Origin of the sequence: Mammaliicoccus sciuri (assembly GCF_002901825.1) — a bacterium.
Classification (GTDB): Bacteria; Bacillota; Bacilli; order Staphylococcales; family Staphylococcaceae; genus Mammaliicoccus; species Mammaliicoccus sciuri.
The window spans coordinates 192,157-205,464 of record NZ_PPQD01000028.1 but is presented as its reverse complement, the minus strand read 5'-3'; the positions used below and the strand labels follow the sequence as shown (position 1 = coordinate 205,464).

Below are 13,308 nucleotides of genomic sequence, written 5' to 3'. Positions count from 1 at the left end.
TTAAAAAGAATAGAGGAATCTATTCTTTTTTTATTTTAGGTTACTATAGAAAGTCATTTTGATATGAATTACAATACATTTATAAACTTTTTTATGAAAATTATAGTTCGGAGGAAGGAATTTGAAACAGATATTTTCGGGAATGATATTAGTATTACTACTTTTAATCGTTGGTGTATTTGGTTTCATCGCGTATCAATTTATTGCTGGTGATAATCGTATTGAATTTTCTAGTAATCAACAAACAGCTGATAAAGAACCGAGTAGTGAAGAAAGTAATGACAAAGAATCAAGTGATGATTCTGAGGAACCAGAAGGCGATCCTCCAAGCATCGATGTCCAAACGACTCAATTTAGCCAAGGTTTTATGAATTCTGATGTAAGAAGGGGATTTTATGGAGTAGGTATTGGATTGTCGCGAGATGCCATTGAAAAGAAATTCGGGAAGTCAGATGGACGTATAGAAGTTGGGCAATCTCATGCTGAAAAATATGGCAATGTAGCCGTAAGATATAATAGTAAAGATAAAGCAGAACATATATACGTAGCACCGACAAATGTAACAGTAGAAGCATTTAAATCCGTTCACGGAACACCGACTATAGAAAATAGCGATGGGTTAGTTTATGATGATAATCCAAACAATTCCTTCTCAATATTAATAACGACAAAGAATGGTAAAGTAACAGCCATTGAAAATGCCAATCAAATACAAAGATAATATAATGCCAGCTATGATGATGTAGCTGGTATTTTTATATGTTATAAGAAATGCCTCTAAATGAATATATTACACCTTTATGGTAAAATTTATATTTAAAGGGGGGATGGTTTTATGAGTAGAGTAAAGTTTTTGAAAGATTATAGAGATAGTCATCTAGACCAGTTCAAGGCAATTAGTGAATATTTATTTTATCATCCAGAATTAAAGTTTAAAGAATTTCAATCTGCAGAATATCTCATGAAACAATGTGAAGAATTGGATTTTAAAGTTGAAGGTAATGTAGCAGAAATTGAGACAGCTTTTGTTGCTTCATATGGATCAGGTAAGCCAGTCATTGCAATTTTAGGAGAATATGATGCACTACCAGGTTTATATCAGACACCAAACTCAGCTTCGAAAAATGACGAAGGGAATGAGGTTGGTCATGGATGCGGTCATAACTTATTAGGTACAGGATCACTTATGGCGGCAGCTATGGTTAAAGCTTATATGGAAGAACATCAACTAGAAGGTACGGTAAGATACTATGGTTGTCCGGGTGAAGAAATTGGTTCTGGTAAGACATTTATGGTTAGAGATGGTGCTTTTGATGATGTTGATTTTGCATTATGTTGGCATCCGTCACCTTCTAACAGCGTGATGAATTTGTCATCACTCGCCAATTACTTAGTGAATTTTCATTATAAAGGTATTTCATCACATGCTGCTAATAGCCCTCATCTTGGTAGAAGTGCCTTAGATGCTGTCGAGTTAATGAATGTTGGTGCCAATTATTTGAGAGAGCATGTTACAGAAGATGTGAGATACCATTATGCATTACACGATGTAGGTAGTTCATCTCCAAGTGTTGTACAAGACTCAGCAACAGTACAATATTTGATTCGTGCCAAGACAATTGATACAGTTCATGATGTCTATGAGCGTATTAAGAAAATTGCACAAGGTGCTGCTTTAATGACTGAAACTGAAGTAGAAATCGACTTTGTTAAAGGATGCTCAAATTATATTCCGAATACACAATTAGGCGCTCAATTACATCACTCATTAAATGAAATTTATGAGTATCAAGCGAGTCGTGATGATGAACAATTTGCAAAAGAAATTTTTAATTCATTAACAGACAATGAACGAAAAAATAAATTAACAAGTTTAGTAGGGTTTGGATTTTTAGATGATGAAGAGGCTTTAGAAGGTAAATATATATACGATAAAGTCAGTCTATATAAAGAGACAGATCATATATTATCAGGCTCTACCGATGTATCTGATGTAAGTTGGGTAGTACCAACTGGCCAAGTGTCATGTGCGACCTCAGCTATCGGAACACCATTACATACATGGCAAATGACAAGCCAAGGATTATCAAACTTAGCAGTACAAGGCACAAGTAACGCTGCTATGACAATGGCACATACAGCAATAGAACTATTAGATAACCCAAATTTAAGATCACAAGTACAACAAGAATTTAAACAATTCCGTAGTAAAAATGAATATACAAATCCAATACCAAAAGGCGTATTACCTAGGTAATAATTGGAGGATGAGTTTAGTGTCAGTGGAAAGGTGAATAGGGGAAGAGAAAGTCGAAATCATGGCTTAAGTCCTGAATAAAGCGAAGAGAAAGTCGAAGTTATACCTTCCCCTCATACAAACCCAACATTCAATTAATCTCTCCATCCTACATACGACAAAAAAGCATGGCCAATTTTTAATGGACATGCTTTTTCAATATTCTATTGTTATTTACTTTGATAGTGTTTTACGATTTCGTATAATACGTTAATACCATTAAATATATCATTTTCTACGACATCAAATTTTGGATGGTGATGGTTATAATCATGATTGCTTCCGATATTCATATAGATTGCATCTTTTTTACGGCTCATCACTCTGTCTATAAAATAAGTAGCATCTTCACTTCCACTAGGTGTGGATTCTTCTTGAATAATATTTAATGATGGCAACTTCTCTTTTAATAATTGATAAACTGTTTGTTCCATATCTTCGGATGGCTTAATACTAATGGCTTCACCGACTTTTGTCATTGTAATTGTGACACCAAACATTGCTTCAACGCCAGCCTTAATTTCTTCTACACGTTTCATCATAAATTGATTCACGTCGTTATTTTCTCCTCTTACTTCCAATTGTAGAAATGCTTCATCTGCAATAACATTTCTGCCGCTACCTGCTTGAAGTGTACCAACATTTACACGAGATGCACCTTTTTCATGACGTTCGATTGCATATACTTGTTGAACAAATGTTGCTGCAGCGAGTAGGGCATTGCGACCATCTTGAGGTTGTGCTCCTGCATGACTTGAAACACCGTTTATTTGAACATCTAATTTAGTAGAAGCTAAGAATCCTTTTACGGATGTGATAATTTCATTAGATTGAGCATTTAATCCGATATGTGCGCCAACAAAGTAGTCGACATCATCTACGACACCTTGTTCTACCATAGATCTAGCACCTCGAACACCTTCTTCTGCAGGTTGGAAAATGAGCTTAAGTTTCCCTTTTAGTTCAGATTCATGTTCTTTTAAAAGTTCTGCAAGGCCAATACCGATAGTTGTATGAACATCATGTCCACATGCATGCATAAAGCCTTTGTTTGTAGAAAGGAATCCATTGGCTTGAGGATAATGATCGCTATCCTTATTTTCTGTAATTGGTAAAGCGTCCATATCAAATCTAAGTGCAAATGTTGGACCAGGAACTTGTGTATCTAATGTTGCAACGATTCCTGTATATCCATCTCTAAAATGCGGAAGTTCTTCGTCGAGTTGATCTAATTTTTCAATATGTGAATTAAATTCATTTTCAGTAGGATACCCCATTAAATAATCTTTGTTCATCACTTCTTGCCCACTTTTAATGTCATATCCAAAAGAATCAAGATAGTTCTTAACGATATTTGCAGTTCGAATTTCTAAAAATCCTACTTCAGGAAAAGCATGTAAATTACGTCTAAGTTTGATTAACTTTTGTTTAAAACCTTCGTCAAAATTCATGAATATCACTCCTTACAAATGTCTTGTTACGCCAGGACCTAAAGGTAATCCTGTTAAATAGAAAATCGTTAATAAAATAATCCAAGTAATAATAAATGCAACCGTATAAGGTATCATTAATGAAATAAGCGTACCTATACCAGCCTTTTTATCGTACTTATTTAAGAAAGCTATAATGACGACAAAATATGGATTCAAAGGTGTAACAATATTAAATGATGAATCAGCTACACGATAAGCTGCTTGAGTAAAACCTGGATGAATACCAAGTTGCATAAACATCGGAACAAACACGGGTGCTTCTAATGCCCATTTAGCTGAACCAGATGTGATTAATAAGTTGAGACATGCTGTAAATAAGATATATAACAAGATTAATGGTAGTCCTGTTAAATGAATACTTTTCAAGAAATCAGCGCCATTTACAGCAATCCAAGTAGCCATATTAGACCATTGGAAGAAACTGATGAATTGTGATGCAGCAAATATGAGCACAATGTATCCTGACATGTCATTAACAGCTTGCGTCATAAATTTTCCTACATCATGTGTGCTTTTAATCTTTTGATCAACAATACCAAACGTTGTGCCGACTACAAGGAAGAAACCAAGTATGACAGGTACAATTCCTGCTAAAAATGGAGATTCAAGTATGTCGCCTTTTTCACCTAATAAAGGACTGTTTGGTATTAATAAACCAACAACAAATATAAGTATATAAATTGCAGCTGCAATTAAAGCGTAAATGAAAGCTTTTTTGGCAGTAGGTGAGTCTTCATGTTCATCTAAATCTTCAATATGTCCATTATATTCACCTAAGCGTGGTTCTATAATTTTAGTCGTCACTTGTGCACCTACAAAAGTTAATAATACTGTAGAAATAATATTAAAATACCAGTTTGCTACTGGAGATACGACCATATCAGGATCAATAATCTTTGCAGATTCAGTACTGATACCAGCAAGTAATGCATCTGTACCTACAACTAATAAGTTAGCTGTAAATCCTGCACCAGCCGCAGCGAACCCTGCAGCTAAACCAGCTACCGGGTGTCTCCCTAATTTATAGAATACCATAGCTGCTAATGGAGGAATTAAAATCGTTGCAGCATCAGAAGCAATATTACCCATAATCCCAATAAACACGACTGCATATGTAATTAAAGCTGGTGGCGCATTGACAATGGTTTTTTGAATAATGTATTCTAAAAAGCCAACTTTTTCTGCCAAGCCAACACCAATCATCATGGATATAACGAGACCTAAAGGTGCAAATCCAGTGAAGTTCGTGATAAGGTTAGTGAAAATGTATTCAATACCTTCATTTGAAAATAAATTTTTTACATCGAGTACTTTATCCGCACCAGGAGGTTTAACCGTTGCATCAAACAAACTAAAAATAAATGATAATACCATAACGAAAATAGCTAAGTATAAAAATATAAAAAATGGATGTGGCAATTTGTTACCGATTGTTTCAATTCCGTCTAAAAATCTATTAGACTTTTGCTCTTTTGTTGTCATATTACACCACCCCTTCAGGTGATTATATCATTACAAAGAATAAAAGTTCCAAATATTTAGACAATTTAATAAAAAATTTTTTGATAGCTTAAACAATCGTCATACTAAGGAGGACATGTTATGGATTTAGAGGAATATGCGTGGAATGAACATGAAAGGGAGCTTAAGAAAGCTCATAAAGTTGAAATACCTTCTAAATATAAAGTGAAAATTCAAGATGATATTGAGAAACGAATAACCTTAGAGACATTGTTAGAAGAACTGACTCAGAAAGAACTTGTCGAGTGGGCGATTACAAATGCGAAGAGATTTATTGATGATATAGATATAGGCAATGATGAAGACAAACAGACAATTATTTCAGAAACAGAACACAAATTACAACTTAGAAAAGAAGGGCAAATGAGTGCTTATGAACTTAGACAAGCTGGATTTTTAGCGAATAAATTATCACAAAGGTCACTAACAGAACAAAGTAAATTTGCAGCACGTGTATACGCACAAGCAATCGCAACAGGACATATGAGAGGACATGCAATTGTATCGTCAGATTATGCTATTAAAGTGATGAATATAATATCTAACAATGATTTAAAGTTAGTGACTGAGGAAAGAAATAAACAAATCCATATAGCGAAAGATATCATGGAAAGATGAGTATTGTTTGAGTTGAGGGTTTAGTAAAGCCAAGAGATCGCTGAAGTCATGGCTTAACGTCTGAATAAAGCCAAGAGATAGTCGAAGTCGTGGCTTAAAACCTGAATAAAGCCAAGAGATCACTGAAGTCATGGCTTAAGTGATGAGTAAAGCCAAGAGATCACTGAAGTCATTGCTTAAGTACTGAATAAAGCCAAGAGATAGTCGAAGTCATGGCTTAACGTCTGAATAAAGCCAAGAGATAGTCGAAGTCGTGGCTTACCCTCATATAACCCTAATATTCAATTGATTTCTCCATCCTAAATACGACAAAAAGCAGGGTCATTTCTTGATGACCCTGCTTTTTCAATATTCTATCGTTATTTACTTTGATAGTGTTTAACGATTTCGTACAATACGCTAATACTATTAAACATATCATTTCCTACTCTTGATTAATAAATACATAAAGAATGGTGAACCGATGAGTGCAGTAAAGATTCCTGCTGGGATTTCTTTTGGTAAGAAGAGTGTTCTACCGATTAAATCACTTAATAATAGTATGATGGCGCCGATTATGGCACTATAAAATATTCGATTTCTAAATTGATGTGCACCGAGTTTCAGTGCGATGTGTGGTGCGATTAATCCGACAAACTGTATACCGCCTACATAACTCATGGATATACCAATTAGGATACTCATTGATATTAATGCAATGACAGATATGTGTTGATAAGGATTGCCTAATGCTAATGATAAATTTCTACCTAAGTAATGAATATCAAATGAACGTGCATAATATGTCAGGATGACCATGACGATAAATAAGATGCTTCCTACAATCATGACTTGTTGATATTCTGCTTGATGAACGGAACCTGTAATCCAAATTTGAGCTTGGGCACTTCGTTTATTTGAAGTTAATATTAAGAACATTACAATTGCTTGGCAAAGTATGTTAAAGCTTATACCAATTAATATGAGACGATCGCGTTTGTAACTTTTTCGCATGGCTAAATAATATAATAATGAAGTAACAATTATCGCACCAAGCATTGAAAAGATAGGCTGATAAGCTATTGGTAATAATAAAGCTTCGGTACTTGTTGTTAACACAATAAGAAATACTAATGAACCAACATTAGCACCTTGTGATATACCAATCACATCAGGTGATGCTAATGGATTCTTCGTAATAAATTGTAAGACACATCCTGCAATGCCAAGTGCTGCACCCGTTACAATTGCTAATAAGACTCTCGGCAGTCTTAAAGTATTAATGACTAAGTTTGTATAAGGATCTCCAAGTTTAAATAGGCCACTTAATACATTTTGAGGTGCGATAAAGCTATCACCTAACATGAGTGTGAGTAAAGTCGTTAACATGAGCATGATGATAAGTATGATAAATTTCTTCATTCTGTTAACTCCTTACGATTAAGAATTAAATAAATGAATATTGGTGCACCAATAAGTGCTGTTGTAATACCGACTGGCAGTTCTCTCGGCATTAATAAATATCTGCTTAAAATGTCGCTTAATAATAGAAGGCAACCACCTAGAACACCTGATAAAGGTATGACGATGAAATGATTATGAGATTTACATAACAATTTCGCAACATGAGGTGTAATCAGTCCAATAAAGGCAATTGGACCAGCTAATGCGACGGCTGATCCACTTAACAGGACAACAGCAATCATCGTGAATACTTTAATGGATAATATTTTTGCACCGAGTCCTTTTAATGCATCATCACTTAGCATATAAAGATTAAGCGGCTTGGCCATATAAATAGATATGATTAAACCAACGATAATAAATGGCCATATGTACATTAAAATAGTGGTATGTTTATTCGCTACTGAACCATTTAGCCAATATATTAATTCTTCTATAGCTGATTCGTTATAGATGAGTAGACCTTGTGTGATGGCCATACAAAAAGCACTAATACTTGCTCCGAATAAAGTTAATTCCATCGCATTGAATGGCTTAAATGGTAATGTAGTGGCTAATATAATTAAAGTTGCAATGATGACGGTACCAATAAAAGCCATAATGGTTTGTTGAAATACACCGTTCATACCAAACGCAACAGTCGTAATCACAACCATTAAACTAGCACCACTATTAACACCCATAATGCCAGGACTTGCGAAGGGGTTTCGTGTAATGGTTTGGATCATCACACCACTAATACCCATTAAAACACCGACAACCCCGCCCAAAATTGCGCGAGGTAGTCTTAATTGTGTCAGTACACGTTGATCTTTAATTGTTTCTCCATGGATATAATGTTGCCATATATCTGAAAAGGTAAAATGTTTATAGCCAAGCATCATGCTTAAAATGAATAGCACGACAAAAATACCTGAAAATAGGAGAAATAACCAAAGATATTTATTTTTCATTCAATTTATCCTTTAAATCATCAATCATCATATTGGCAGATAATACACCACCTGAAGTGTTCCAAACAGCATCATCTACTTTATAAATATGACCTTTTTTAGATGCATTTAATTCTTTAAAGGCTGGATCGTTTACCCATTCTTTTTCTAATGCTGAAACTTTCTTATCATCTTCTTGGAAAGTAAAGTAGAAGATGTAATCTCCATCCATTGCTTTAATACGTTCTTTTGTAACACCTTTTTCTGCAAAGTCGTTCTTATCTTGACCTTTAGGACGTTTAATACCAAGTTCGTCTAAGATGACACCTGAGAATGTATCTTTATGGTAAATTCTTACATCACCTGGCATAAAGCGAACCATTGATACTTCTGAGTTTGCTTTATCTCCAATCTCTTCTTTTGCTTTTTTAACGTGATTATCGTAATTCTTTAAGACTTCATTCCCTTTATCTTCTTTATTTACAGCTTTCGCGTATAATTTAAAGTTGTTTTTCCAGTCGCCACGTAGTTCTTTAGAGAATACAGTAGGTGCAATTTCAGAAAGTTTCTTGTATTGTGCTTCTTGTCTGAATTTATTACCGATAATTAAATCTGGTTTAAGTTTCGCAATTTTTTCTAAGTTGATTTCACTTTCTCCACCCACAGGTTCAATGTCTTTATATTTCTTCTCTAAATGTTTATACCATGGATCGCCAGCATATGAATTAGCAGCACCAACAGGTTTAACGCCCATTGAAACAAGTGCTTCTGTACCTTCATTTGTTAATACAACAACACGTTTAGGATTGTTAGGTACTTTAGTCGTTCCCATGGCATGTTTCACTTCATGTGTATCTTTGTTTGAAGATGCCTCTTGTTTATTACCACAAGCTGCTAGCATTACAACAAGTACTACTATAACTGATAAAAGCTTTCTCATTTCTTTAACCTCTTTCTTAAGTTGAATTATGATAATGATTTTCATTTTCAATTATAAAATATTACCTTTTTTTGTCAATATATTTTTAGAATATGCTTTCAAATTAAACAAAGTATCTTTAAATATACTGAATAAGCGGCAATTCATGAGATAAAAATTGTAAATGGCTAATGTCATATCCGTAACTTCCAGCTAATTTAAATACAACCCAGTCACCGGTTTGTATACTTTCAATATCATAGGGAAGACCAAATACATCATTTGGTGTACATAGTTTCCCAGCTAATACGACGGTATCATTGGTAATGGACTTCATTCTGTTAGAACTAGTATGTGAATGAATAATTTCAAATGGTTGATGATGTTGCCACGCTTTTGGAAATCTAAAATGATTTGTGCCACCGTTTAATAAGACGAATGTTTGATCATGCATGGATTTAATATCGTAAACATTAGCGGCATAATAACCTATAGGACCTGTAATAAAACGTCCAAGTTCAAAAGTTAAGCGTGGTAGATGATGGATACGTGTTGCAAAATAATCAAAATCAAAACATGTTTGACAATCGTAGTCGATACCTATACCACCACCTACATTAATCGCATATTCTTCCGGTAAATGTGATTGATATTGATGCGTAAATTCAAGCGCACTTTCAATGAATGTGACGTGAGCATCTTCGTCCAAATTATTGCTCATTGCATGAAAGTGGAAACCTGTTAAAAATATTTGATCTGTATCGTGACAGATTTGAATGGCTTCATCTAAATCATTGTAAGGCATACCAAATTGTGTTGGGACACCCGCCATTTTTAATTTAGCTGTTGATTGAATGTTACTTAAATTAATACGAATCATAACTTCGATTGATTGTTGTTTGTCTTGAAGTAATGATTGCAACGTATCTAACTCAAAGAGACTCTCTACTTGAATAGATTTCACATGTGCATCTAAAGCGTATTCTAGATGTTGTTTCGTCTTTACAGGTCCGCCGTAAATGATTGGAATTTCTTTTGAAATAGATCGAACCTTTTCAATTTCTCCAGTAGAAGCGACTTCAAATCCCGAAACAAAAGGTGCGAGTGTTTCTAAGATTTTTATATTAGAGTTGGCTTTCACTGCATAGAAAATATCATGTTTCGTGACAGAGCTGATCCAATTGATGCGCTTCTTTAATTCGGTTAAATCATATATATAATAATCGTGATTACTGTCTGTTAACACTTCTTTAATTCTTTCCATATTGATTCTCCTTATTTATCATAAACATGACACAGATGACCATGATGAGCAGTCCAACAACCATTGTTATATATACAATTTGTAAATTGAACTGTTCAAAGATAAAGCTTAGTAATATACCACCAAGTGGAATGAAACCTTTATCCATCATTGAAATGGATAATACAGATCCTCTATATTTCGCTTCAACAAGCTGTTGGACGAGTATTCGATTGGTCGTTCTAAATGCCTGTGATGCCAAGCCCATTATTAATAAGACAGCTGCATATAAATATGTATCATGTATAAACATTAATAGAATGAGGGTTAACGTAAATATCATTGCCCATCGTTTCAAACTTTTCATCGTATTCATATTTTTAGTGCGCATAAACATGACTAAAATTATAATAGATCCAGCAGCAATCATGGCAGTAAAGAGTGAATAAATCATCGTACGGCTGCCAAATTGTTCATCTACAATGCTAGGTAGAATAATCGTATACGAAAATCCAAAAAGCATCGATAAGACACTGGATAACATGAGCATGACAATAACAGGTTGTTGTCTTAAGTACGACCATATTTTATGACGTGTCTTCTTCTCATGATGGACCTCTGGCAAAGTTTGGTTGAATAATATAACCATTAAACTCCCAATAATAGGTAGGGATAATACAATGTTAGAATTCAGTTGAGCTAATAATATCCCACCTATAAATGGTCCAGTTAGTCTAGCAATATTTAAAATTAAAGCATTTAAACTGATCGCTTTATGAAGCTTGTCTGGTTCTACAAAACTTTGTATAAGTGCATTTCTTTGTATCGTATCAATTGCTTGGAAAAATGAACGTACCATAATAATAGAAAGTATGATGTAGATATTCCATTTTTGCCAAAAAGCATAGACGACACATGCTGTAAATAACATATTTGCACAATGGATGATGTACATGAGTTTCGTAGAACTAACAGTATCGATAATTTTGCCGATTATAAAAGCAAATGCTAACTGTGGCATTAACCGTGCGAAATTTATATATGCAATGTAAACAGCACTTCCAGTCATTTGTAACGTTATCCAATTTAATGCGATGATATCTACCCAATCGATTGTTCGAGCTATAAACTGAGAACTGACAAAACGATGATAAGGATTAAACTTTAACTTCATCACTTATGAGAAGTGGGTTGGCTTTTTGGATATAAATATCTTGATCTTTATTAGATACGCGCATCGTTAATAATGCTTTCTCGTTTATAGTCTTTTTGTAAAAGGCTTTGATATCTGCCTCTGTATGTTGAATGTCTTGTGATAATAAATCTTCAAATACGGCTTTAAATATACGGTTAATATGTAGCCATAACATGTTTGAATCATATGCATAATCTTCACTGAAATGATGCACAAGTGTGTTGAGATGATTACTCAATAATGTGTTTTGTACTTTCTCATACATACTTTCAGTCGTTGCATTTGTTAAAGCATTGCTTAGTTCTAACCATTCAGGCACGCGAGAAGCATCTATTCTTAATCCGCCAAAGTCTCGTACATGTAAACGTGTAGGCATACCGTTTATAAATTCAAATGACATATTTTGAAGATGAGCTTCTAAACCAACACCGTATTTCGTCATGAGTGTTAACACAGTTTCAACGAGTAATGAGACATATTGGTCAAACCAAGCAATCGGTGTTGCTGTTGCACGAGCAGTTTCAATCATATCGACGTAGATTTTTTGGTGATTTTCATTCAACTCAAACAAACATGTCGCTGTATAAAGTGATGCATGAGCAGGTATATATTGCGTATTATTTTCTCTCAATATGAATGATAAATTACGCTGTTTATCTACTTCGTCATGAATGTAAGTCATTCCGCCATATTCTAATACTGGTAAGCTGATTTCATTAAGACGGTCGTCATTCTTATAAATAAATTTGAAATATTCACCGATATTTTTAGAATTGATAATACTGTTGTTACTAATAGAACGTATTGTTGACGTCATTTGTGAATTTACGGGTAGTTTGATAATCGGTGTTATCGTATCTAAAGGACAAACGGTTCTAAATGATGAAGTACTCTTTACGAGTCCACCAGTATGTTGAAGCGGTATAATATTTTGAGATTTGATCTCTTCTGTATAAACTTTTGGTATGACATGTTCGAATTGAAACGGATGTACAGGTATCAAATCATAATCTTCAGGTATTTCTCCTAAATAACCACTAAAGTCTGCTAAAGTTTTTACCTCAGAAGCTTCTAAATTATTATATAGAAAGCCTTTTTTAACGAATAACCAGTTTAATTTGAATGCATGATTATATTCAGGTGAATATTGCATAACTTCTTTGAAAGACAATCCTAACTTTGTCTTAGCACATGGGTGAATGTTATGCCCAGTAATTACATATTGCTCACTATGTAATAATGGATGGTCGCTTTTAGATGTATAAGAACAATGAATAAAACTAATTGCTTGGTTGATGAGGTGATTTTCAATTTCAACATGCAATTTGTGGTAATCGTGATGTTCGTCACTAAAATGATTAAGCCAGTCTATTAATTCAAGTGGATCTTGAACAAAGCGAGTTATTGTATCATCTGTAATTTGTACGCGATGGTTCGCTTTATCATAAGTTACAAATATAGAATCGCTAATATATAAAGTTGTGATTGTTTTAAAGGATTCTACATGATGTATAGGAGGTGTTACTTCTTCATATAAGCATGTTAATAATTTCTTGAATGTTGTATGAATGCTGTCTTGAATACATTGCTCGATGTAGTGTTGTTCGTATTTATCTGTATGTTGATATACCTCATTAGTCCAACTCAT

The 13,308-nt window shown here is 34.1% G+C and carries 11 protein-coding genes; 3 read left to right on the top strand and 8 right to left on the bottom strand.

Going from position 1 to position 13,308, the window contains the following annotated elements:
* Positions 1 to 121 precede the first annotated feature (121 nt).
* Together CD035_RS09680 and CD035_RS09675 are read left to right on the top strand one after the other, a co-directional pair.
* Positions 122 to 721, top strand: a complete 600-nt coding sequence (locus CD035_RS09680; RefSeq protein WP_048540433.1) for a hypothetical protein — start codon at positions 122 to 124, stop codon at positions 719 to 721.
* Positions 722 to 835: 114 nt separating this feature from the next.
* Positions 836 to 2,257 carry an amidohydrolase gene (locus CD035_RS09675; RefSeq protein ID WP_048540434.1) on the top strand — a complete coding sequence of 474 codons (1,422 nt, stop codon included), beginning with the start codon at positions 836 to 838 and terminating at the stop codon, positions 2,255 to 2,257.
* Positions 2,258 to 2,466: 209 nt separating this feature from the next.
* Here the strand turns inward: CD035_RS09675 and CD035_RS09670 are convergent, their stop codons facing one another.
* Positions 2,467 to 3,747 (bottom strand): amidohydrolase, encoded by a 1,281-nt coding sequence (locus CD035_RS09670; RefSeq protein WP_048540435.1) that lies wholly within the window; start codon positions 3,745 to 3,747, stop codon positions 2,467 to 2,469.
* A gap of 12 nt (positions 3,748 to 3,759) precedes the next feature.
* Entirely contained in the window at positions 3,760 to 5,271 is a 1,512-nt protein-coding gene (locus CD035_RS09665) for an AbgT family transporter (RefSeq protein WP_048540436.1), read from the bottom strand.
* A gap of 120 nt (positions 5,272 to 5,391) precedes the next feature.
* Between CD035_RS09665 and CD035_RS09660 the strand changes: the two genes are divergently transcribed.
* The gene (locus CD035_RS09660; protein ID WP_048540437.1) at positions 5,392 to 5,928 is read left to right on the top strand and encodes a putative immunity protein; all 537 of its coding nucleotides are present in this window, start codon (positions 5,392 to 5,394) and stop codon (positions 5,926 to 5,928) included.
* Between the two features lie 417 nt (positions 5,929 to 6,345).
* On the opposite strand, the gene CD035_RS09655 is transcribed toward CD035_RS09660, so the two are convergent.
* From CD035_RS09655 to CD035_RS09630, 6 genes are all read right to left on the bottom strand, one after another.
* On the bottom strand, positions 6,346 to 7,329 hold the full coding sequence (locus CD035_RS09655; RefSeq protein ID WP_048540438.1) for a FecCD family ABC transporter permease: 984 nt from the start codon (positions 7,327 to 7,329) through the stop codon (positions 6,346 to 6,348).
* Positions 7,326 to 8,324 (bottom strand): FecCD family ABC transporter permease, encoded by a 999-nt coding sequence (locus tag CD035_RS09650; RefSeq protein WP_075578286.1) that lies wholly within the window; start codon positions 8,322 to 8,324, stop codon positions 7,326 to 7,328. Before CD035_RS09650 ends, CD035_RS09655 begins: the two co-directional genes overlap by 4 nt.
* Entirely contained in the window at positions 8,314 to 9,243 is a 930-nt protein-coding gene (locus CD035_RS09645) for an ABC transporter substrate-binding protein (protein WP_048540439.1), read from the bottom strand. The genes CD035_RS09650 and CD035_RS09645 overlap by 11 nt, the downstream gene beginning before the upstream one ends.
* Positions 9,244 to 9,361: 118 nt before the next feature.
* A complete protein-coding gene (locus tag CD035_RS09640) occupies positions 9,362 to 10,486 on the bottom strand; it encodes an alanine racemase (RefSeq protein ID WP_048540440.1) in 1,125 nt (374 codons plus the stop codon).
* Positions 10,473 to 11,639: an MFS transporter gene (locus CD035_RS09635; RefSeq protein WP_229412540.1), complete on the bottom strand. Its 1,167-nt coding sequence runs from the start codon at positions 11,637 to 11,639 to the stop codon at positions 10,473 to 10,475. Before CD035_RS09635 ends, CD035_RS09640 begins: the two co-directional genes overlap by 14 nt.
* Positions 11,623 to 13,308: an IucA/IucC family protein gene (locus CD035_RS09630; RefSeq protein ID WP_048540442.1), complete on the bottom strand. Its 1,686-nt coding sequence runs from the start codon at positions 13,306 to 13,308 to the stop codon at positions 11,623 to 11,625. The genes CD035_RS09635 and CD035_RS09630 overlap by 17 nt, the downstream gene beginning before the upstream one ends.